Annotated in this window: 24 protein-coding genes, 1 tRNA gene and 3 pseudogenes; 10 read left to right on the forward strand and 18 right to left on the reverse strand. The window is 52.3% G+C overall.

Translation table 11 applies throughout. The features are described 5' to 3' along the window. The first annotated feature begins 5 nt into the window (after window positions 1–5). From WLY71_RS04720 to WLY71_RS04730, 3 genes and pseudogenes are all read left to right on the forward strand, one after another. Window positions 6–82 (forward strand) — tRNA-Val (locus WLY71_RS04720). Window positions 83–327: 245 nt separating this feature from the next. After that, entirely contained in the window at window positions 328–618 is a 291-nt protein-coding gene (locus WLY71_RS04725; protein ID WP_347802680.1) for a hypothetical protein, read from the forward strand. Between the two features lie 857 nt (window positions 619–1,475). Continuing rightward, window positions 1,476–1,592: pseudogene (locus WLY71_RS04730) on the forward strand (IS3 family transposase); the annotation flags it as partial. Window positions 1,593–1,621: 29 nt separating this feature from the next. On the opposite strand, the gene WLY71_RS04735 reads toward WLY71_RS04730, so the two are convergent. Beyond that, complete coding sequence (locus WLY71_RS04735) at window positions 1,622–1,840, reverse strand: hypothetical protein (RefSeq protein WP_347802681.1); 219 nt, start codon at window positions 1,838–1,840, stop codon at window positions 1,622–1,624. A gap of 176 nt (window positions 1,841–2,016) precedes the next feature. Between WLY71_RS04735 and WLY71_RS04740 the strand changes: the two genes are divergently transcribed. Beyond that, entirely contained in the window at window positions 2,017–2,721 is a 705-nt protein-coding gene (locus WLY71_RS04740) for a hypothetical protein (RefSeq protein WP_347802682.1), read from the forward strand. A 387-nt stretch (window positions 2,722–3,108) separates the two neighbouring features. Here the strand turns inward: WLY71_RS04740 and WLY71_RS04745 are convergent, their stop codons facing one another. The 11 genes from WLY71_RS04745 to WLY71_RS04790 all read right to left on the reverse strand — a co-directional run bounded on the left by WLY71_RS04745 (window position 3,109) and on the right by WLY71_RS04790 (window position 12,349). Next, window positions 3,109–3,822: a recombinase family protein gene (locus WLY71_RS04745; protein ID WP_347802683.1), complete on the reverse strand. Its 714-nt coding sequence runs from the start codon at window positions 3,820–3,822 to the stop codon at window positions 3,109–3,111. A gap of 499 nt (window positions 3,823–4,321) precedes the next feature. Continuing rightward, window positions 4,322–4,804 (reverse strand): hypothetical protein, encoded by a 483-nt coding sequence (locus WLY71_RS04750; RefSeq protein WP_347802684.1) that lies wholly within the window; start codon window positions 4,802–4,804, stop codon window positions 4,322–4,324. A 598-nt stretch (window positions 4,805–5,402) separates the two neighbouring features. Beyond that, window positions 5,403–5,951, reverse strand: coding sequence for a hypothetical protein (locus tag WLY71_RS04755; RefSeq protein ID WP_347802685.1), 549 nt, complete (start codon window positions 5,949–5,951; stop codon window positions 5,403–5,405). Window positions 5,952–5,967: 16 nt separating this feature from the next. After that, a complete protein-coding gene (locus tag WLY71_RS04760; protein WP_347802686.1) occupies window positions 5,968–6,354 on the reverse strand; it encodes a hypothetical protein in 387 nt (128 codons plus the stop codon). A gap of 1,338 nt (window positions 6,355–7,692) precedes the next feature. Continuing rightward, complete coding sequence (locus tag WLY71_RS04765) at window positions 7,693–8,583, reverse strand: helix-turn-helix transcriptional regulator (RefSeq protein ID WP_347802687.1); 891 nt, start codon at window positions 8,581–8,583, stop codon at window positions 7,693–7,695. Window positions 8,584–8,825: 242 nt separating this feature from the next. Then, window positions 8,826–9,185 (reverse strand): deaminase, encoded by a 360-nt coding sequence (locus tag WLY71_RS31255; RefSeq protein WP_425589910.1) that lies wholly within the window; start codon window positions 9,183–9,185, stop codon window positions 8,826–8,828. Continuing rightward, on the reverse strand, window positions 9,182–9,538 hold the full coding sequence (locus WLY71_RS04770; protein ID WP_347802688.1) for a hypothetical protein: 357 nt from the start codon (window positions 9,536–9,538) through the stop codon (window positions 9,182–9,184). The genes WLY71_RS31255 and WLY71_RS04770 overlap by 4 nt, the downstream gene beginning before the upstream one ends. A gap of 121 nt (window positions 9,539–9,659) precedes the next feature. Next, window positions 9,660–9,812: a hypothetical protein gene (locus tag WLY71_RS04775; RefSeq protein ID WP_347802689.1), complete on the reverse strand. Its 153-nt coding sequence runs from the start codon at window positions 9,810–9,812 to the stop codon at window positions 9,660–9,662. 5 nt (window positions 9,813–9,817) lie between these two features. After that, window positions 9,818–10,909 (reverse strand): Rha family transcriptional regulator, encoded by a 1,092-nt coding sequence (locus WLY71_RS04780; RefSeq protein WP_347802690.1) that lies wholly within the window; start codon window positions 10,907–10,909, stop codon window positions 9,818–9,820. A 58-nt stretch (window positions 10,910–10,967) separates the two neighbouring features. Then, entirely contained in the window at window positions 10,968–11,270 is a 303-nt protein-coding gene (locus WLY71_RS04785; protein WP_347802691.1) for a hypothetical protein, read from the reverse strand. A 122-nt stretch (window positions 11,271–11,392) separates the two neighbouring features. Continuing rightward, on the reverse strand, window positions 11,393–12,349 hold the full coding sequence (locus WLY71_RS04790; protein ID WP_347802692.1) for a tyrosine-type recombinase/integrase: 957 nt from the start codon (window positions 12,347–12,349) through the stop codon (window positions 11,393–11,395). A 465-nt stretch (window positions 12,350–12,814) separates the two neighbouring features. On the opposite strand from WLY71_RS04790, the gene WLY71_RS31260 reads away from it, so the two are divergent. Together WLY71_RS31260 and WLY71_RS04800 are read left to right on the forward strand one after the other, a co-directional pair. Next, complete coding sequence (locus tag WLY71_RS31260; RefSeq protein ID WP_425589911.1) at window positions 12,815–13,075, forward strand: hypothetical protein; 261 nt, start codon at window positions 12,815–12,817, stop codon at window positions 13,073–13,075. A gap of 152 nt (window positions 13,076–13,227) precedes the next feature. Then, window positions 13,228–13,422 carry a hypothetical protein gene (locus WLY71_RS04800; RefSeq protein ID WP_111452631.1) on the forward strand — a complete coding sequence of 65 codons (195 nt, stop codon included), beginning with the start codon at window positions 13,228–13,230 and terminating at the stop codon, window positions 13,420–13,422. Window positions 13,423–13,488: 66 nt separating this feature from the next. On the opposite strand, the pseudogene WLY71_RS04805 reads toward WLY71_RS04800, so the two are convergent. Beyond that, a pseudogene (locus WLY71_RS04805) lies at window positions 13,489–13,581 on the reverse strand (carbonic anhydrase); the annotation flags it as partial. A gap of 1 nt (window position 13,582) precedes the next feature. Here WLY71_RS04805 and WLY71_RS04810 point away from each other — a divergent pair. Continuing rightward, window positions 13,583–13,687: pseudogene (locus WLY71_RS04810) on the forward strand (DUF6124 family protein); the annotation flags it as partial. 131 nt (window positions 13,688–13,818) lie between these two features. Here WLY71_RS04810 and WLY71_RS04815 read toward each other — a convergent pair. Then, complete coding sequence (locus tag WLY71_RS04815; RefSeq protein ID WP_033061943.1) at window positions 13,819–14,031, reverse strand: hypothetical protein; 213 nt, start codon at window positions 14,029–14,031, stop codon at window positions 13,819–13,821. Window positions 14,032–14,336: 305 nt separating this feature from the next. Here WLY71_RS04815 and WLY71_RS04820 point away from each other — a divergent pair, with 305 nt between their 5' ends. Then, window positions 14,337–14,792, forward strand: coding sequence for a DUF2214 family protein (locus WLY71_RS04820; RefSeq protein ID WP_347802694.1), 456 nt, complete (start codon window positions 14,337–14,339; stop codon window positions 14,790–14,792). A gap of 180 nt (window positions 14,793–14,972) precedes the next feature. Here WLY71_RS04820 and csrA read toward each other — a convergent pair whose 3' ends face one another. Further along, window positions 14,973–15,167 carry a carbon storage regulator CsrA gene (gene csrA / locus WLY71_RS04825; protein ID WP_007938114.1) on the reverse strand — a complete coding sequence of 65 codons (195 nt, stop codon included), beginning with the start codon at window positions 15,165–15,167 and terminating at the stop codon, window positions 14,973–14,975. Window positions 15,168–15,417: 250 nt separating this feature from the next. On the opposite strand from csrA, the gene WLY71_RS04830 reads away from it, so the two are divergent. Beyond that, entirely contained in the window at window positions 15,418–15,783 is a 366-nt protein-coding gene (locus tag WLY71_RS04830; protein ID WP_347802695.1) for an SPOR domain-containing protein, read from the forward strand. A 105-nt stretch (window positions 15,784–15,888) separates the two neighbouring features. Next, window positions 15,889–16,800 carry a siderophore-interacting protein gene (locus WLY71_RS04835; RefSeq protein ID WP_347802696.1) on the forward strand — a complete coding sequence of 304 codons (912 nt, stop codon included), beginning with the start codon at window positions 15,889–15,891 and terminating at the stop codon, window positions 16,798–16,800. A 56-nt stretch (window positions 16,801–16,856) separates the two neighbouring features. On the opposite strand, the gene WLY71_RS04840 is transcribed toward WLY71_RS04835, so the two are convergent. From WLY71_RS04840 to WLY71_RS04850, 3 genes are all read right to left on the reverse strand, one after another. Then, on the reverse strand, window positions 16,857–17,546 hold the full coding sequence (locus WLY71_RS04840) for an endonuclease (protein ID WP_347802697.1): 690 nt from the start codon (window positions 17,544–17,546) through the stop codon (window positions 16,857–16,859). A 4-nt stretch (window positions 17,547–17,550) separates the two neighbouring features. Beyond that, entirely contained in the window at window positions 17,551–17,841 is a 291-nt protein-coding gene (locus tag WLY71_RS04845) for a DUF1654 domain-containing protein (protein WP_095128572.1), read from the reverse strand. Between the two features lie 173 nt (window positions 17,842–18,014). Continuing rightward, window positions 18,015–19,103, reverse strand: a complete 1,089-nt coding sequence (locus WLY71_RS04850) for an asparaginase (RefSeq protein WP_347802698.1) — start codon at window positions 19,101–19,103, stop codon at window positions 18,015–18,017. Window positions 19,104–19,312 lie beyond the last annotated feature (209 nt).

The raw sequence follows: 19,312 nt of genomic DNA on the forward strand, positions 1-19,312 counted from the left end.
ACAGCAGGCACGTAGCTCAGTTGGTTAGAGCACCACCTTGACATGGTGGGGGTCGTTGGTTCGAGTCCAATCGCGCCTACCAAACAAAATCCGCTCTGCTGGGCGGTCTAGAAGGGCTCACCGAAAGGTGGGCCCTTTTTTGTTGTCTTGAATTCACGCAGAACGTTCACAAAATATAGGCTTCGTTCACACTGGGCAATGTGAACGCCTAAAGAGTCCGGTTCTGTCCCTCCATATCTCGACCCTCTTCACCACCTGTCATGTCCTACTTGAGCAACCATTTCCCCATCTGTACTGTACGCATAAACAGTATTTGGTGCGTGCGTGATGAAAGACGATTTGATCGATAACGGCGGCTTTGAACTGGGGATGCCAACCCGCACGGAGATGCTGATGCACCACTGTGATCTGTTGTGTGTGGAACTGGAGACGACACGTCGAGACTTAAGGAAGGCCCACAAGAACATCGCCGGACTGATAGTCATGTACCGGGATAGCTCGACCGAACTTGCTGTACTGAAGGTCGAACATGAGCGCCTGCGATGGACACTGAGTGACGTGTACCGGCGAGAGGGCGAGCGGGATACGTCACGGATGGGATACCAGTACGGGGACTAGCGTGTGGCCGATCACCCTAGGCACCAAAGCAAATAATCGATACGTACGGTGGAGACGTTGGGACAGTCCGAAGTACCATTCTTTGGCACGCACCAATCAACTAAAGGGAATAACAGACGATGGCCCCGGACGACCAGACAAGCAGCATGGTTACACTAGACGAAGAGCTATTCGCAGAGGTTAAGGGATTCGCCACTAAACTCGGCACGACGCCCAACGAAGCGGTGCACATCCTCCTTAGGATCATGCTCAAGACGCTGGAAACAGCTGGTGAGGGAAAGCCGCCATATCCGCCAAAGCCGCCGTCACTGTCGCTAGTGCCAGTTGAAGAAATCTTTGCACACGAGAAGTCGCACTTAACGTTAGTACCGCCGCCACGCAACTAGCCGAACTTTTGGATGACCCTATTAGCACCACTGACAACGCTAGTCAGCCCCCTACAAGGACGAAACGAGATGGCATTTAAACAAAAAGCGCTGCAGACCCCTAATCAAATCAAGGTCCGCATGAGCAAGGAAACCTATGAAGCGTTGGTTGAGAGCGCTGAGCGCCGGAAACAACAACACAGCCCGCTTGGGAGAATGATCATCACGGCTTCCCTCAATGCTCTGCGTGACGGTAACGCTCCGTTTACGCAAGCTTTAAAGGTGGCGGCAGAAATGGCTACTGGAATCCCAGAGGGCCGAGACCGCGAAGTCAAAGTGCGGCTCACCACAGAAGATTTCAAAGAGTGGCGATTGATTTCCAAGAAGTTGAATGTGCGACATAGCATCTTGGCTCGTGTAGCGATCAAAGAGTTTCTCAAAGCTGAAGGTGACGGGACGGAGCTGCCTTTAGACATGGGCAGTGTTGATTTGTCGGAAGAAGGCGGCGTCACCCCTCGGAGCAAGGCACTGACGCCTGATCAACAGAAAATCCAGGAACTTGAAGTCAGGATTGATCAGCTTGAACGAGAGAGGTCGATTTTAAAACAGGCCGCCACGATACTGATGGCCGAGTAACCCTAAGATTGCCGTAGCCTCATGATGGCGTCTGTGATGCCTTGAGCATTCGCGTCGAGCGTTTCCATGGCGGTCATCGCGTTAGCGGCAACACTCCCTACGCCATTCTCAGAGAGCCACTTAGTAATTTCTTCCATGGCCGCAGATATGGCATGCTGGTTATGCAGGAGCAGTGTCAGTGCGTCCGCTGTGGCGATGTTGGCTTCTGAGCTATCCGGCATGGCTATCGTCCTTGACTGATGGTGCGGTAATCCTAGTTCATCTTGCCGCTGGCTGGGTGAGCCGCCGACTACCCTACCTCATGGTAGGCCGGGACCTAGAGATATCATGGCTGTGCACTATCCACTGCATGATATGCAATTCAAAAATCTAATGGATATGTTCACGGGTGGTGGCGATGAGTAACGGAGAAAATTCGAAAACGACGAGCGCTGGTTTGATCCGGAATATTGGAGTTTATGCTGGCGATGAAATCAAGCGAGCTCCGATTGCTACAATGTCGATACTGGTTGGGGCCATTGGTGGTTGTCTCACGTTCTTCTTTGCGGGGATACAGCCGCATTCTCAGTTACAAATATTATCGCCGGGATTGAACGGTGTTGTTGATTCGCTTGGAGCCGTTGAGATTAGTAATATCTTGATGGTGATGTCTTTTTTTCTATTTGCGTCTTTTTTAGGTGCGGGAATTGTCAGGCTGGTCGCGAGAAAGCATGAAACTGCGTCGATCCTACTCTCCGTCTTAATTGCATCGGTAACCAATTTTGCAACGTTATTCTTAGTATATCTCGCACCGCCACGCGCCAGAAGTGAGCAGTTGTTTAATGCTGCACACGACAACATTTTTTATGCATCAATGATTGTGTATTTGGCAGTGTGTGGAGCGGCTGTATTTAGAGATATTTATCGTAGTATACGGCCAGGCCCCGAAGAGAAATCTACGAATAACGACCGCCAAGATACTGATGGCATTGCGTTTTTCTTCACCACAGCGATTCTCATTGCTCTCTGGGGCTGGGCAGTCTTCGCGGGGCAAAAACGATTGACCGACACATTTTTGCCAGACATCGCTCACTACGTCGAGATAACGCCGATTAAAAAATGAGTTAAGCAAATAAGCTTGAAGCGTTCGCACACGACCGGACTTGTTTAAATAAACTTGTAGGTGCTGTTGATAATTCCTATTGACCGTTCTCTGTCGGTCGTAAGCCACTTACTAATCCGTAGATACCCCGAACTTTTCAAATTCGACACTTGCCGTTGGCTAATATCGGTAGTGTTTGGCTGGCTGCGAATATCACAGGCCGGTATCGGGCGATTGGTGAAATTCAGGATTATGGCAGTCGAGTCTTAACCCCATAGGGCTGCGTATAAGGCGCCATAACGGCTAATTCTAAAATATGCTGTGGGCTTGGCTGGCTTATTAGCTAGAATGACATATACGCTGCTACAGGAGCTTGTAGAGCATATTGACCGGCTATAATCTGCTTCTTTACACTTTATCCTTGAATGACAGGTCAAGACGGGTCATGAGCCGGGATACAGTCATCGGCTGGAATGCCTTGCTTTTGGCCGTGGTCACGCCCTTAGAGTTTAAGCACTGAGCAATCGCCACAAAGGACGTGCAACCATCGTACAGGCACGCCTTGATGTGATGAGCGATTGCGTCCGCCCGGTTGTCAGCATTCTGTTTCTTCGCTTCCATTGCGGCGCCGTTGCCTACTTCCCAAGCCTTCGCACGGCCAGCGTCACGACGGGCAATCTTCGCCAGTGCTTCGATATCACCATTGGCGGCAAGGGTTTTCAACTCTGCCAGACCATCCTTCGTCCGCTTGCGGATCTTGATCAACTCTTCTTCGGCCAGCAACGACTTGATGTTGCGGACAAGGCGATTGCCGTGAACATCTTCAGCCTCGATGAACGTGAACTTCTTTTGCAGGGTAACGAAGTGGCCGTGGTCACGGGTCAGGCGGTCAACACGGTGGACGACCACCGGGCAATCCAAACCTTTCGCCATTGCCAGAGCTAGGCGGCATTGGGCTCGCTCCAGGGGGTCGATAGAACCTGACACGCCCTCATCCGTGAACTGGGCGACGATTTGCCAGTCGTGTGTCTCGGCGGCGATCTGGATAGCGGCAAACTGACCAGCTACCGACAGGCACTGATCGTCTGTACTCATCCTTGCGTAAGCCACTACCTGTTTCATTTTCTAGCCTCATTATCTCGGGTTGACCCATCTTAACATATTGCAGTCGTTCGACAACGAATTGTTAAAATGCTTCATTCGAGGGTTGTTGACCTGCTTGCTGGCCTGCTCGAGCTCGACGCCGAGGCATTGATCAGGGGGGGGCATGTGACGGTGCAACGACCGTTTAAGTGGCATTCAAGCCGCTGGGTGTATTGAGGCCGATCCTGCGATGCCGCCCCGCTGTGATGGAGGTCTGGCAATTCCTTGTGCTGTGATCAGGCTGGTGTGAGGAAATCTGGCGTTAGGGTGGGAAAGCCGCGTGTCGAGAGGACTTTGCTTGACCCGGCTGTAGTGTAGGTCCCGGAAGCAGGGGTTTTGACGTGCTACAAAATAATACTAACGGTCGCTGAGCCACTTAAGAGGAATAGATACTCGAATACTTGCTCGATAGTTCCGCGTTAATGGCCAGCGACAACGTTAGATTAAACTTCGACTAGCGGGCGTTTCGCCCAACAAGTTACACAGGCTGTCCAAGGGCTCGACGGACGTCATCAACGGAGCCGATCCAGTTAAGGCCACGGTCATCCATTGGCTGAAGGCCAAAGCGTTTGCCAAAAGCACTGGAGTTCTCGTTGGCGCATTCGATGGCGATATGCTGATAGCCAATCTCAGAGGCGAGTCCGATAATCAGAGTCAATAAACGGCGACCATGTCCATTGCGTGGATCTTTGAAACCTATCCGAGCAAGTACCAGTGTCTCTCGTGGCCAGCCAGTTTCGGGGTTAGGGAACAGTCTGAAATAAAGGTCGTACTTCAGCGTGAACGCATTAAGTGTCGCCCCGAGGCCTATGTTTGAGTGCTGCCTCACCCATCGTTCGGAGTAATTGAAGCTTTGCATCAGGAACGGCGCAAGATGAGACAAGAGGTGTGCAGCACCATCTTTTGCTTTCGTGTACCAAACATCTTCAGGGGCGCTGGGCGGTGGCTTTTTGGCAAACATTTCTGAAGTTCTCAGTTGTGGTGAATGCCTAAGAATAGAACAGGTGGTGATGGTGGGGTCAATACTTTTAGAAAACTTTTTATCTCGTACACTAATGTTTTTATATAACTGACACGTTTTCTATTACACTAATAAAAGTTTCTCTCCTGTTAGTGTCTTGGTTTCCCTTGGTGAGAAAGTTTCTCTAGTGTAAGAGATAATTAGTTTCGGTGGGCAATTAAGGTTTTGATGAACTATCTTGTTTGCTATTAGTAGGAATCTGACGACTCCATTTAATATGTTAAAGACCAGTGACATCTACAACCATCGGTGTTGGCGGGGGTGTTTCAGGCGTGTTTGCTGGTGGTGGATTGCCTAAGCCTCCCCATGGGCGTGATGCGATACCTATTTGTAAGACCCTGTAATGTCCGACCTACTCCGTGGGACGGTTACCTCGTCTTGCCCCGTTGATCCTGCTGTGCCGAATTGATGTAGCACCGGACCATGTATTCCACAAAATCACGCACGGGCATCTTGTGCTTGCGTGCGTCGCCGTTAAGTAAGAGGAACTCATCATCTGTGAATTTCACGCCCAACAGCTTTGTGGGGTATTCCGAAGTCACGCAGTCACCTCGTCAACCTTCTTTGTCTTAGGCTTGGATGGTTTCGCGTAGGCCGCGAGCAAATCCGCCAGTGCGGCATCTTGGATAGTAACCAACCTATCTGCTGCGGCTTTGGCTGCTGTTGCATCGGCTTCCCGCATCTCACGGGCTACAGTGAAAGCAACCTGACGCTTTGTTTCCTCAGCGTTCTGGATATACCGCTCTTCGTCGTAGTCAGCCCTGGCCTGCTCTATAATATTACTCAAGTCAGAATCAATAAGAGAGTCTGGCTTCCGAAGTTGCACATTGAGGTCAAGAGGCTTGGAGTAAGCTGTAACTACTTTATAGCCTTCAAGCAACAATTCGGTTAGATCCTTAAGGGCCACAGCTAGTGGTTGACCACTAGACCAACTTACGTGGACTCCAATTTTCGGGTGGAGCAAAGATTCGCTGCGGCGAAAGTAATCAACTTCTCGCTGTTCGATGAGTTTTTGTAAAGCCTCACCATCGTGTTTGATGAACTCGACAACTTCGGTGCCATAGTTATATTGCTTTGTAGTAGTCATATCGGGTTTCCTTGGGTTACTTGCGTGAACGGTGTTTGCGAAGGGCGCTGATAAGGCTAGCCTTGGCCTTGTTTTTATTGGTCTTTGGGTTGGTGGTACTACGCTCGCTATCGCCGTTAGAAGGCTGCTGTGGGGCCATGGGAGCGAACTTGGTAGCTGGTGTTGTCTCTGTCTTTGTTTTTGTCGTTGCTAGTCGGGCCCGGTGAGCCTCTAAGTCGCTGATAGTGGCTACCATCCCGGCTGGGAGTACGGCGTCTTCCAAGGCGTTCAAGAAGGTCAGTTCGTCTTGGGTCGCTTGGACATAATCAACCTTGTCCGATACAGAGGTTGGTTGTTCCAAGAAGTACGAAAGAATTGCTTGGTTAGTCTTATCGACCTCAAGCCAGACTGTCTTGTTGTTCATTAAGCGGCTCCCTGTGCTAGTTGGCTGGTGTTCTCCAGTTCCTGGGCGATGAACTGATCTTCTAGTTGTTCAACCGTAAACTTGTTGTTGGCTCGCCAAGTTTTGACTTGGCACTGAACTGAACAGAACCGAGATAGGCTGGACCTAGAGAAGAAGTTGCGGCTGCAAGACTCACAGCAGTGTTTGCGAAGCGGACGGCGTTTATTAACCATGTTAGTTACCTCTGAATGAATGTCAGCCTTTATTCAAGACAAAAAGAACCCGTTCCTCAGACTTGAGGTTGCGGGCGATTGGTACTGCCAGTGTGTGCACTCGTTATGGGCAAGTGCTTATTGCTCTATTGCAGAGCGAATTAGTGGCCAGTTTCGTTGCACCTCTGGCCGAGGCTTTACAGTGAAGACTTTTGAAATCTCGGAAAGTCTAAGTCTATCGCTGTGCAACTAAACCGATCATTCTGCTTCGGAATCGGGAACGAAGTAATGCGACATAGTTGGGAAAGGAATGGTCCTAACTATGACGTAGCAGGGGGGGATGTTTTGGGGGTATTGAAAGAGAGTGGGTAAGTTGTTACTTCCACTAAGAGAATGATACCACACTTTGGTGTAGTGTCAATACATTCATGTAAAAAAAGTTGCTTTTATTTTTCTCTTGTGGGTGGGTTTAGGCTCCCGGTTAGTTCTAATCGCTCCACTGTTCCTTCCACTATTGGTTTTACACTTAGTTGTCTCGGTGGCAGATGAAGATCCTGATATTCACGCCCGGTAGAGTAAACTCAGCAGGGGTAATGTGTGGCGTTCCGCCACGGAGCAACATATCTTATGCCTCTCGGCATGGTACAAGCGGAGAACAGGGTGGTGCAGCACCATTCCACCCCTACTGGTAGAGGTTATTCCCTTGCCAGATTAGCTGTGACGTTTGCGTCACGTAGTAATCTTCTATTCAGTATTTTAGTTAGTTAATAACTGTAGAGGTTAAAGAAGGGAGGATAGGGGGTGACCCCCTCCCGCTCTTGCTCTGAACTGTGCATGTATAACTTGTGCCCACAGGCACGGACTTATTCCCTGTGTTATTTCCTGTTGGGTTGCTCAATCGTGGCTCACGCCACAAGTTACTAAGCAAGGTTGAGAGCAAAAGCAAAGCGGGGAGGGCTGTCCGCCCCATCTCCCCTTGAACCTATAGAGTTGTCATCCGTGCCTGAGGGCACAGGTTATTGACGGTAACGTCACAAGTGAAATATATTATAGAAGTAGTTAATCTCAAAGCTCTGCTTTGGCGATTCGTTCACTCACCATGCTGAACATGGCGAGTTCACTCTATATATCTGTCGCTAATCAACGATCATTGACCCCCTGCCACTACTGCTGCCTGTGCCTCGTGGTCCCACTTCTTGACTGTGTTCTTGGATATGCCAAGTTCCCTTGCGGTGGTCTTGGTTGGAACCCCTGCCCTGATCATCTCCAGCGCCTGCTTCTTCTTAGGGTGCTGTGCGGTGGCAGCTGGCTTAGTCTGTTCGTCCTTGATTTCCCAGAACTTGTCGAAGTCAATATCCGCATCAACGGATCGCAGAATGTCAGGGTGGCGCTCAAGGTGCAGTGCGATACCACGCAGTGCAGTTCTCGCCGCTTCGACCACTCTTTGTAGCTGTCGCGTGCCAATGGGCTGCCTGTCATGGTTAAGAAGATGCTCTGCCGCTGTTGCTACTGAAAGCTCTGGTAGTCGCAGCAACTTCTTCACATCCGCGAGAGCAACGCTGTGCTTTCCTTTTATTAAGCCAGGTCCGGTACATATAGCCCCGAAAGCAAAGTCGTCCAGCCAAGGCGTGGGTCTGCCTTCCAGTCTGAGGGTGCTCAATGCAGCGGCCAGCGGGTTGTTAATGACTTGAGGTTTCTTCCCGGCCTTGGACTTGTGCTCGGCCTGCTGAATAGGTTGCATCGGGATCAGGTCAACAACCGGAGCGAGATATTCAGATGGAGTCTGTTTGCATTCCTGGGGCAGGGGACTGCCATCCTCGGCAATGTACCAGTTGCCCTTAACGCGGTCAGACTCTCCAGGATTTTCCGGGGCTGGCTCTGGTATATATGGCGTCCTTATATAGTCGCCATAATACTCTTTTGTGACTTTATCGTAGATAACGTCCCCGATAGTTGTAGTGCGTGCTGACGCCACCTTTGTGCGAAGTTGCTGAGTAGGGCATTCGCTTCTTGCCGGCGTAGTAGTGCTCGTTTTCATATATGTTATTCCTAGTGCTAGTTCAGTTCATAGGCAAACCCTCGGTGTGTTCCGGTATTGTCGGTTGGGAACGCGTGACCCTTATTGCGGACGCACGAAAACCGCTTCTGTCCAGTGGCCTATTGGGCTTGAGCAAGCGGGGTGGCGTCTATTAGTAGGGAGAGGTGTTGCGGGTCAGCCTTTGCGGCTGGGTTGCGAATGATAAGGGCTTTTGGCGAAAAGTCAAGCCGAAGAGTGCGCCTTTAGTCGGCCGTTGAGTAGATAAAACTTCTTTGCAGTACGCCGCTTACAGCAACTGCGGCGATAGTCGCACACAGATAACAACTGGAGTGTGTGCAGAACATAGTTGCACCAACTGCACTCTCTGAAGAGTGCACAAGGCCCATCAAAGCGTTCTTCTCGCTATGCCGTACCTCTGGCTTAGTTTTGTTGTTGCCATCCTCTAATGGGCCGTGCAAGTGCTCTGGTAGTGCGTTATACCCGCACGAGATGATACGATTGCCTTTAACAATCACCGTCCCCACTTTCAACCGTTCTCCAACACTACAGCGAGCAAATGCGTGGGCGCAGTCCATATATGCCCGCATGTGCTTTGGCTTCATTCCTTGTAGTCCAAGATGTAACGAACTCGCCGTTCAACTCTTTCTACTTGAATCTTCCACTTCGGCGGGTGGAACTGAGAAGCAAGTTCTCGTTCAGTTAGTTCAAGAATATTACCGTAGTCAGTAAAGATGGTGTGCAAGTCCACGGGCTGGCCATCCCACTCCACCGTAGTAACCGCCAAGATGAGTGCATTCCCCATCCGGCGACCATCCTTAGTTGAAAGTTGGGCATATTGCACCCATTCTCCATCTGCGGTGTCGCTTGCCCAGTGCGGAAGGTAGTGCCAGCGAACCACCTCTTCCGACAAGCCGAGTAACAATGCTTCTGCTGCGATTTCTGCCTGACTAATCATTTCTTTTTCTTCTTCTGTTCAGCTAGAAGTTTTGGTAACGAGTAACCCATAACGGCCAAAATGTTATTGATTCTCCAAAGTTCGGCATTATTGCGTTTAAGCTGTTCAATATATAAACCCTTCATTTACGTCCCTCTAGTTTCCGCCAAGCGGCATCAGTTTCCTTCAGAAGTGCTTCAAGTTCGGCCCACTTCTTCTCTTTGTACAGTTCCAAGGCTTTACTCCCCGGAGCAAGCCAATGCCCCGGTTTGTATTCAACAGCGTCTTTGAACATGGCCTTTAGTCCTTAGTCAGGCCTTGGCGACCGTGTTTTTCAATCAGCTCGCGAATGAAAATAAGTCCCTTGCCAGTCACCATAGTAAGAGGGCTAAATTCAGTCTTACCTGTGTACGGGTGCGGATACGGCTCTAATACTACTGTGAAGCGCCCTGCATCCTTCTGTACTTGATATGGTGCGTTATGGTCTTTTCCATGCTCAATGAGAACCTTATGTTTCCGCAAGTATTTGTACAGACTGTTTCTGCCTACACCTAACTCGTCCGCAACTTGCTTCATGGTCTGACAACCTTCAGCTACAGCAACATCCTCGTAGAACCCTACCTTCGATGCGTCCTCAGCAATTTTCTGATCGAGAACTTTCACCGTCTCCAGTGCAAGTACACGCCCTTCGAATTCCGAGGCCCATGCACGAGCGGCCATCGCTGGGTTAGTGAAGTCAGGCAGAGCGAGAGCTTGCGGCTTAGCTGCCTGTGCTTCCAGTTCTCGCCAGCGGTCGATTACAGCGGCACGCATTGCGGTGCTGTAGCCGGTGAGCAGGATGTCTACTTCCCGGCGTTCCATCACATACGCCTTCGAACGGCGACCACCGCTGGAGGCTTCAAACTTCTCCTGAATTTTCAGGGAAAGCTCTTCGGCCATCTTTTTGATGTCCGCTCTCACGTTGTCGTGGCGCTTGCCCGTCAGTTCAGCAATCTCCAAGCTGCTCATGGTCAGGGGCTCGCCCTGTACACCTGGCTTGGCTACCTCGGGAACAAGGGTAAGCACTGGTCGCGATACTTCCGGAGCGTGCGTCGTTACGGGTACAGACGTGGCCTCTACCCGGTGCCAGTGATCAACGACTTTGGCACGGATGTCGAAACTGTACCCAGCAAGCAGTTGATAGAGTTCACGTCGAGGCAAATTAAAGAGTGGTCGCCAACGGCTGCTTACATCCTTGTATTTTCCAGCGAATCGGTGCTGCCCTAAACCTAACCGACTCAACACGAGGCGGATGTCGCGAAGAACATGAGAGTGTTGTTTGCCGGTAAGTTCGGCAATCTCCACACTGCTAATTGTAACCAGTGGTTCGATGCTAGTTGCTACTTGATTCATATATCCCTATGCCCTCCATGGGCTCATAAAGGCGCCCGCCATGCAGGCGCCAAACTTGTTATGCTGCGTTTTCTTGCTCATCGAAGTACTTCTGCATCGCTGCTTGGTATTCCGCCATTTGTTCTTCTTCCCGCTCAGCCCGGTAAGCCGCGTACTTCGGAAGTCGCTCACGCAAGTCATCTGCGTGGAAGTACAAGTCTTTACCGTTATCGAGGATGGCCACGAACTCTTCATCAGTCAGGAAGCCCTGATAAGTTCGGTATACCCACTCCCGGTTAACACGCTCAGTAAACGCAACGCTGGTGCGAATTACAGACTCTGGTCCGTACCCCGGAGAGTAAGAGCAGGCGTGAACCATCATCGTGCTGCTGTCGTGGATAATCCAATCATCCGCTTGCAGAGCGATTGCCGATGCAGCACTAGCACAGTTAAAACCAATGCTGAGGGGAAGCCAACGCGATTGCGTTGGCTGAAGGGCTGGAATCAGTCGATAAGGTGCAGAACGTCTCTGACATTCAGATGTGAGTATCGCGCTACGGATCGTGTATCCCGGTGGCCTGACACGATCATTATCTGGGCGTTGTTGAACCCCTTTTTTGCGACGTTCGTTATTCTGGTGTGCCTTAGCTGGTGCAGTCGAACACTACTGTCCAAGCCTGCCTTTACTCGTGCCAATCGCACGGCCTGAGAAACTGCATGTGGAGTGACCGGGAAGATCAGGTTGTTCGGGTGACGTTCTACGGTCGCACACAGTTGTGCGAGTTGGAGAATTTCCACTGCACGGTGGGTGAGGGGGACTGACCGTGTGCCGTTCTTCCCATCAATCACATCGGCAATCCGCTCTTTGAGGTGCAGGCAGTCTTTGGTCAGCTTTAGGATCTCAGAGCGGCGCATGGCAGTCTCATATGCCAATTCGACAATGGGTTTCATGATGGGTGACAGCTTTGCCAGTAACCGCTCAAGCTCGCTTGCACTAATCACCTTGTCTGAAGACCGACCAGGCTTTGGGAGTGCGATAGAACTGACAGGGTTGGGGATGTCGATCAGTAGGCCTCGTTTGGCGAACCTGTAAAAGCGGGACATGAATGCAAGTTGCGTTCTGCACGTGGACGGCTTCACCTTCTTCAATCGCATAATCTTGAAGTCATTAATCATTTGCGGCGTGATTTCGTGAATGGGCTGGGTGAAGTGCCTGCCCAGATGTTCCACGATCTTCAGGGCATGGTCGTAGCTGCCCTTACCCTTGAGCATCGTCTCGCAGTAGGTCATGCCCAACGTATATATAGTGTGATGCTTGCGATCCACCGTAACGGCTTCGATTTGTTTCGCCCATGACTCTGCTTCGGCTTTGGTGCTGAAGGTTTTCGATTGGGGAGATTTACCCTTTACCCGGACCTGAGCGTTCCAGTTGCCGGACGGAAGTAAGCGGAAATTGGCCATTGTTGACGCCTCATGATGTGAATGGGCGTTCTGTGGAATCCAAGAGCAGCAGGGCTTGCAGCTTGCTCAAGCAGACATTGACATGGTGGGGGTCGTTGGTTCGAGTCCAATCGCGCCTACCAAACAAAATCCGCTCTGCTGGGCGGTCTAGAAGGGCTCACCGAAAGGTGGGCCCTTTTTTGTTGCCTGCGATTTGCAAAACTTTTGCAAAACCCCCACTCAAAACGCCAGCTCGGCACCCACCTCCAGGTACTCGACCTTCTTTTCGTCGTGTCTTCACTTTGCCGGTGGCCCGCTTGATGACGTGATAGGCGTTCTCGCCGAAGCGAACCGCGCTTACTGGTGCCCCCTTGCCGATCAGCGCGTTGTTAATTCAGGCTTTGGATTTGGCTTGCTGTATCTGATCTGTGAATCATTGAGCGGCCTCACGGTCATATCGCTGACCTTTGCATTCAGGACGTTCAAATGAAGCGTGCAGTAATAATGTTCATGGCCATTTCAGGCTCTCTCCTGTTGGGAGGCTGTGGGCCTCACTGGGACGACGGAGAAAGGTACGGTCGAGATCGTGATCGGGGTCATGATTACCGTCGTGGATATGACCGAGGTTATGACGATGATCGAGGGTATGACCGCAGATATGATCGTCGTGATAATGATCAGGGGTATGAACGCAATCACGGTCGTGATCATGATCATGATCGTGATCGTGACGATAGAGACGACTGAAGGCGCTGGCCATCGGCTAGCGAGAAACGGCGGTGACAGGCTCTCCTTGGGCCGGTCAATGATCACCTGGTTTGCCGATTAGCTTCAGCGGCACGGGTTGCCAGTGATTCAGGCGTAAGATAGCGGTGCTACCTCATCAAAAGGAGCCGCATATGATCGCCGACCAAATGAACAAGCCGGTATCTGAGGACAGAGCTGTTTGGGATCAATACTTCTGCGCTGCGTTGATTGCGGAAAGCAATCTGACGGCACCGGTTGTAGGAGGGGCTACTCATGAAGACAGGCAGAATCTGTTGATTGAAAGGGCCAAAGCTCTCGCCGACAAGATGATGGAAAACAGAAAATAACCAGACCCCAGCCATCGCGCTGGGCTCTTCACATCTGGATCTCGGCATCGGTGCAGCGCTACTAAGTCAGGCAATCAAGTCTACTTTGCCTCTAGCAAGGCGATAGACGCCTCCCACGATCTTCAACGTGCCCTTGCTGGGCACATCTGTCAGCGCCGGCCTAATGGAAGGCCCGCAGCGCAAGACGATGCCGGTGCTGCAACAGGTGATCATGATGGGTGAGTTAGCGGTCAATCGCGTACTGGATAACCACAAGCCTGGGTAGTCGCCAGGCACTGTAACGAGGGGATTGCCCCCTCGTTACAAATGTTGCATGAAGAGCATGAATCACTACTGGTGTGGTTCATCTCAACAACGTCGGACCAGTGTGGTAGGTCCAACCAACTAAAACCAATCTTACCTGGCGTTCAACTTCTTCAGTTCTTCATAAGTCGCCGACTGTACAAACCAGAAGCCGGAGATGATGCACCACGTCAGGGTGCCGGTAATGAAAACGCCTGCCCCGGACCAGAAGCCCTGAACGAAGATCATGACCACTGCGGCGATCCAGATAACGGCCAGTGCGACGTACAGAACTACGTTGTTTACGCCAATTACGAACTCTTTCACGTCTATTCCCTTTTGAATGATTATCCTCTGGCTCCTTACGCAGGGGCCAGTGGGCGGCATGATAGGGAGATAGCTGGCTGTTCGCCAGTCGTGTCACGGCCTGTTACTCAAATCGACCAATAAGCAAAATCATCCTCCAGCACCCGCGCCGAAAAGAACCACTCAAAACACCTCACCCCATCCTCACTGGTGACGCCATACCGCCCGCTATGCAACTGCATGATTGACGTGCCTGGCAGGCAGATTTCCAGATTTTGGACTACTACTGACAAGCCCATTTCCTTATCCCTGTCAGGAGCATCCCTATGCTGTCTCACTGGTTTCTTGCGGCGATCCACCTCTTGGCTGTTGCCTTGGGCCTCTGGGCGGTGCTCACCCGAGGGACGGCGTTAAGCCGCCTGGTCGTCGGTACGGCGCAGGTTCGCAGCGTGCTGGTTGTCGATAACGTATGGGGCATCTGTGCGGGTATTTTGCTGATCACAGGTTTGATGCGGGCCTTTGGTGGGTACGAAAAAGGCACCGACTATTACCTTCATCAGCCGTTGTTCCATCTGAAGATGACGCTGTTCGTGATCATTCTGCTGCTTGAAGTGGCACCCATGATCACCTTGATCAAGTGGCGGATCGCCTTGGGCAGGGGCGCTTCGATTGACCAGGGCCGAGCCCAGCTGTTTGCACGCATCAGCCATATCGAAGCGCTGTTGTTGATGTTGATGGTGATTGCGGCCACCGGCATGGCGCGCGGTGTGACATTCGGCTAATAACGGCGTGATTCGTCGGGGTTAAAGCGAATAATCTGACAGCCACGGCGTGGCCGAAGCCGGTAGCATCGGCTTCACGTAATGGGGGGAGGAGGCGAGTGCTCAGCAAAATGCCGAGCATGAATCTTTAGCCAGCCATTGTGCTGTAACGAACGGGCTGGCTACTGACTGCAACAGGATTCAGGGAGTCTGCGGTTTGTCTGGAGCGGTGAGGCCAGCCTGAATGCGCTGATAGATTTCTTCGCGATGAACCGCAACGTCTTTCGGGGCATTGATGCCAATTCTGACTTGCTGGCCGCTAACGCCCAGAATGGTGATCGTAATGTCATCACCAATATTTATGCTTTCACCGACTTTGCGGGTGAGTATCAGCATGGTCTTCTCCTTGATTGCTTTGTAGGGCACCTGATTCGGACAGTGCAGAGGTCGGTGGTATATATAGATTAGTGCGAAGTCTCACGGTTTGGGTGCCTCTTTCTGACGCGCAGATGCTGCATTAATTCCCAAGGCGTAACTATACAGAGGCCGCAACCATCATTCTCGTTGTTTTGAGCCCATTTTGCGGCACTCGGGAAGTATTCATGAATGCTAAAATCGCCGTTTTAAGCATTCTGAGGGAAGCGTTGTGCGCAAAATGGTCTTGGTAATCGCGGTATTGGCGCTGGCGGGATGCGGTGAGGGCAAGAGTGTTGACGCGCAAAAGCCGCAACCGGCGGCTGCGACTGCACCTTCGACGGCATCCGCGCCACAATGGGATCTCGAAGTTCGGGGCGAAACACCTCAGGCGGTCAGCGATTTGAGCGGCTGGCTGATTGAGCACAGTTTCGTTTCCAATATCGTCAAGGAAAATGGAAAGACCCGGATTCTGCTCGGGCCATTCAGTTCGAAAGCCGAGGCTGAGGCCAAACAGACAGAAGTGCGCACGGCGCTCACCCGGGCTAAGAAACAGAACATCGAATTGCTGGTCGTCGAACATCCAGTGACCCAGTAGCAGTCCTTTTCCAGGCTGCTTTCGACGGAGCGCCTTAAAGGGGATCCACATTGACTCGTTTCTAGACGTAGTCACTGTCGATTCCCAGTAGGAGTTCCCCCCCCCATGGCCTCCGCCACCCCTTACAAAATATTCGACGCAGTCCTGCGGCACAAAAAGGCGCTGAGTCCTCATTTGATGCGCGTCACTCTGGCCGGTCCGATGGTTACCGAAATGGCGACCTGGGCACCCGACCAGCGCGTGAAGCTATTCTTTCCGGCTGTAGACGGTTCGCCTGCAAGGCTCGCTCATGGCGATGGCTGGTATTCACGTTACCGCTCTATGCCGGTTGCCCAGCGCCCGGCGATGCGCACTTACACCATCCGACATTTGCGTGCCGAGCAGGGCGAAGTGGATATCGACTTCGTGTTGCACGGCGAAACCGGCCCTGCATCCCGTTGGGCAATTCATGCAGTAGCGGGTGAGCCGATCCAGATCGTCGCACCTGATCGCCAGTTTTCGGCGGATGACGCGGGCGGTTTCGAATGGAAGCCGCCTAAACAGCTCAAGCACCTGTTATTGGTCGCCGATGCCACGGCCTTGCCCGCTGCGCTTGGCATTCTGGATGAGCTGGCAGCGCTTGCCGTGCCACCGATAACCCAGGCGTTTTTTGAAGTAGACAGTGTGGACGATGCGTTGCCGGTTCCTGACTGGCCCGGGCTTTCAGTTGAATGGCTGATTCGAGATCACGCTACCGCGACTGGAGTGGGTTCGCTGATGGTCGGCGCGGTCTGTCGGGCCATTCTGCCGTCATCCGCTTCGAAAGCATTCGAAGTGGTGGAACTGGCGGAAGTCGATGTCGACGAAGACATGCTCTGGGAGACGTCCGAGTCTGCCCGTGATGGCTTCTACGGCTGGATCGCCGGGGAAACGGTTGCGGTGATGAGTCTGCGTAAATACTTGATCAAGGAATGCGGCATTGCCAAGGAATCACTCAACCTGATGGGCTACTGGCGCTACAACAAAGCGGGCGGTTAGAAACGAACAAAGGCCTCGGGTGTTAAACCCGAGGCCTTTATGTTTTCAGCGAGCGCTTAACCGCAGGCTTTCATGTCGACCGGGCCGACAAACTCGTTGCCGCGTCCCATGACGCACGCCACGCTTTGGTTGCGCTGTCGTTCCCAGGCCTCTACCGGATAGGTTTTGTTCCAGGCTTCGTAGAGCTGTCGATCCTGTTTCGACAGGCGCAAACCATATTGCTTGCTCATGTAGAAATACGTTCGGGCGATCATGCCGCGTATGGACGGGCGGGGCATGACCTTCTTCGCCTTGAAGTCGACCTGGGTCAGGCACGAGCCATATTGGCCCGACTGCACCGGCAACCAGCCGAAACTGAAGTTGCTGCGATCGCCATTCACCTCACCAATGCTCGGCACCAGATTGTGCAGGTCGGCTTCGGCCTTCTGGTAGGTCGGATCGTAACGCGTGCAGTTCTTGCGCCCACCTTCTTGCCAGCACTGACGCTGATGGCCGATCTGCCAGGCCGGAACAATGTGCTCCCACTCGATGCGGGAAGCGCGCTTGGCGTTTTTGCGCGGTACATAACCGCAGGCTGCGAGGTTGACCTTGTTGCCGGTGTATTTGCACCCGCAATAGAACTCTGTGGATTGCGGTGCGTAGAGCTTCCAGGCAACTTTCTTGGCTTCGTTGAAGGTACGTGGGGCGCCAGCCTCGGCGCCGAGGGTGATGAACAAAAACAGCAAAGCAAACCAGCGGACACTCATTGACTCAATCTTCCTTCGGCACAACCCAAAAAATCTGCACCCCGCCATCGTCGCGATAGGCGAGGGTGACGTTGTCGTTCTCGTCGATTTCTTCGAGCAATTGTTCCCACTCATCCACAGGTTCGTCCGGTAGACGGAAGATCAAGGCTGCTTTGGCTTTTTGAGCGGTGGGGGAATTGATGATTTTTTGAACGCGCATACCCATGCGTTCATAGGAGTCAGGAGAGGCAGAGGTGGTGGCCACGGAATTATCCTTATTAAGCTGTACGTGCATACAGTATTTAACTGTAAGCATTTTCGCAACTGCTTAAAATTCAAGAAAATCCTCTGACAGCAATTTTTTCCGTTTGGTGTAGGACGAAGGGAAGTTTTTTATCGAAATATCGGAAGGGGGTGTGAGTCACCACTCCCCTGGGTTGGTGAGTGGTGAAAGCAGTGCCCGACCGGAACCGGTCGGGCGAGGGCGAATCAGTATTCCCAGAACATCCGTTGCAGCTCTTTGCTGTCGTTGGTCTTGGTCAGTGCGACCATGGCCAGGATGCGGGCTTTTTGCGGGTTCAGGTCATGCGCCACAACCCAGTCGTACTTGTCGTCTGGCTGTTCAGCGTTACGCAGTACGAAGCCGCCGACGTTGACGTGGGACGAACGAATGATTTGCACGCCGTCCTTGCGCAGGGCTTGCAGCGATGGGACCACACGGGACGAGACTGAGCCATTTCCGGTACCGGCGTGAATGATGGCTTTGGCGCCAGACTGAGCCAACGCTTTGTAAGCGGTATCACTGACATTGCCGTAGGAATAGGCGATTTCGACGTCAGGCAGGCTCTTGATGGTTTTGATGTCGAATTCCGAGTCCATGGTGTGACGCTTGGCCGGCAGACGGAACCAGTAGGATTTGCCCTCGACCACCATGCCGAGTGGGCCCCAGGCACTTTTGAACGCCTCGGTCTTGATGTTGATCATTTTGCTGACGTCGCGACCCGACTGAATTTCATCGTTCATGGTCACCAGTACGCCTTTGCCGCGTGCCTCTTTGCTGCTGGCCACGGCCACTGCGTTGTACAGATTCAGCATGCCATCGGCCGACATAGCGGTGCCTGGGCGCATGGAGCCGACAACGATGATTGGCTTGTCGGTTTTTTCCACCAGGTTCAGGAAGTAGGCGGTTTCTTCCAGGGTGTCGGTGCCGTGGGTGATGACGATGCCGTCGACGTCCTTGCTGTCGGCCAGCTCAGCCACGCGACGACCCAGTTGCAGCAGGTTGTCGTTGGTGATGCTTTCGGACGCGATCTGCATGACCTGTTCGCCACGAACGTTAGCCAGCTGGCTGAGTTCCGGAACCCCGGCGATCAATTGTTCGATGCCGACTTTTGCCGCTTGATAGGTCGCGCTGTTAGCGGCGCTGGCGCCCGCGCCGGCAATGGTGCCGCCGGTGGCCAGAATCACCACGTTCGCCAGTTTCTGTTGGGTTTCGACTTCTTTTGCCTGAAGGGCAGTAGGCAGGAGTAGCAAGAGGGCCAAAGCGCCCGGAACGAAGGTCTTGAAAGCAGATGTCATTATTTTTCTCTCTAGTAGTGAGACGGTGCTGATGCAGGTTCATCTAGATGCGCCCCAAGCGGATCTGAACGCTTGGGGTGAATGAGATGAGCAGGATCTGTACCAGTCGTACTTTGAATGAGGAAAACTTTTAACTTGATGATTTGTATCAGTATTTATTTTAGTCGCCAGAATGGTTACACAGTCTGTTGTCCGGGTTTCCGAACGCG

Origin of the sequence: Pseudomonas rossensis (assembly GCF_039888995.1) — a bacterium.
In the GTDB taxonomy this organism is placed as follows: domain Bacteria; phylum Pseudomonadota; class Gammaproteobacteria; order Pseudomonadales; family Pseudomonadaceae; genus Aquipseudomonas; species Aquipseudomonas rossensis.

Bases quoted from the DNA above. Each gene is read 5' to 3' on its own strand.
- WLY71_RS04725 (WP_347802680.1), top strand. From the start codon at position 328: ATGAAAGACGATTTGATCGATAACGGCGGCTTTGAACTGGGGATGCCA.
- WLY71_RS04735 (WP_347802681.1), bottom strand. From the start codon at position 1,840: ATGCCGGATAGCTCAGAAGCCAACATCGCCACAGCGGACGCACTGACA.
- WLY71_RS04740 (WP_347802682.1), top strand. From the start codon at position 2,017: ATGAGTAACGGAGAAAATTCGAAAACGACGAGCGCTGGTTTGATCCGG.
- WLY71_RS04745 (WP_347802683.1), bottom strand. From the start codon at position 3,822: ATGAAACAGGTAGTGGCTTACGCAAGGATGAGTACAGACGATCAGTGC.
- WLY71_RS04750 (WP_347802684.1), bottom strand. From the start codon at position 4,804: ATGTTTGCCAAAAAGCCACCGCCCAGCGCCCCTGAAGATGTTTGGTAC.
- WLY71_RS04755 (WP_347802685.1), bottom strand. From the start codon at position 5,951: ATGACTACTACAAAGCAATATAACTATGGCACCGAAGTTGTCGAGTTC.
- WLY71_RS04760 (WP_347802686.1), bottom strand. From the start codon at position 6,354: ATGAACAACAAGACAGTCTGGCTTGAGGTCGATAAGACTAACCAAGCA.
- WLY71_RS04765 (WP_347802687.1), bottom strand. From the start codon at position 8,583: ATGAAAACGAGCACTACTACGCCGGCAAGAAGCGAATGCCCTACTCAG.
- WLY71_RS31255 (WP_425589910.1), bottom strand. From the start codon at position 9,185: ATGAAGCCAAAGCACATGCGGGCATATATGGACTGCGCCCACGCATTT.
- WLY71_RS04770 (WP_347802688.1), bottom strand. From the start codon at position 9,538: ATGATTAGTCAGGCAGAAATCGCAGCAGAAGCATTGTTACTCGGCTTG.
- WLY71_RS04775 (WP_347802689.1), bottom strand. From the start codon at position 9,812: ATGTTCAAAGACGCTGTTGAATACAAACCGGGGCATTGGCTTGCTCCG.
- WLY71_RS04780 (WP_347802690.1), bottom strand. From the start codon at position 10,909: ATGAATCAAGTAGCAACTAGCATCGAACCACTGGTTACAATTAGCAGT.
- WLY71_RS04785 (WP_347802691.1), bottom strand. From the start codon at position 11,270: ATGATGGTTCACGCCTGCTCTTACTCTCCGGGGTACGGACCAGAGTCT.
- WLY71_RS04790 (WP_347802692.1), bottom strand. From the start codon at position 12,349: ATGGCCAATTTCCGCTTACTTCCGTCCGGCAACTGGAACGCTCAGGTC.
- WLY71_RS31260 (WP_425589911.1), top strand. From the start codon at position 12,815: ATGAAGCGTGCAGTAATAATGTTCATGGCCATTTCAGGCTCTCTCCTG.
- WLY71_RS04800 (WP_111452631.1), top strand. From the start codon at position 13,228: ATGATCGCCGACCAAATGAACAAGCCGGTATCTGAGGACAGAGCTGTT.
- WLY71_RS04820 (WP_347802694.1), top strand. From the start codon at position 14,337: ATGCTGTCTCACTGGTTTCTTGCGGCGATCCACCTCTTGGCTGTTGCC.
- csrA (WP_007938114.1), bottom strand. From the start codon at position 15,167: ATGCTGATACTCACCCGCAAAGTCGGTGAAAGCATAAATATTGGTGAT.
- WLY71_RS04835 (WP_347802696.1), top strand. From the start codon at position 15,889: ATGGCCTCCGCCACCCCTTACAAAATATTCGACGCAGTCCTGCGGCAC.
- WLY71_RS04840 (WP_347802697.1), bottom strand. From the start codon at position 17,546: ATGAGTGTCCGCTGGTTTGCTTTGCTGTTTTTGTTCATCACCCTCGGC.
- WLY71_RS04845 (WP_095128572.1), bottom strand. From the start codon at position 17,841: ATGCTTACAGTTAAATACTGTATGCACGTACAGCTTAATAAGGATAAT.
- WLY71_RS04850 (WP_347802698.1), bottom strand. From the start codon at position 19,103: ATGACATCTGCTTTCAAGACCTTCGTTCCGGGCGCTTTGGCCCTCTTG.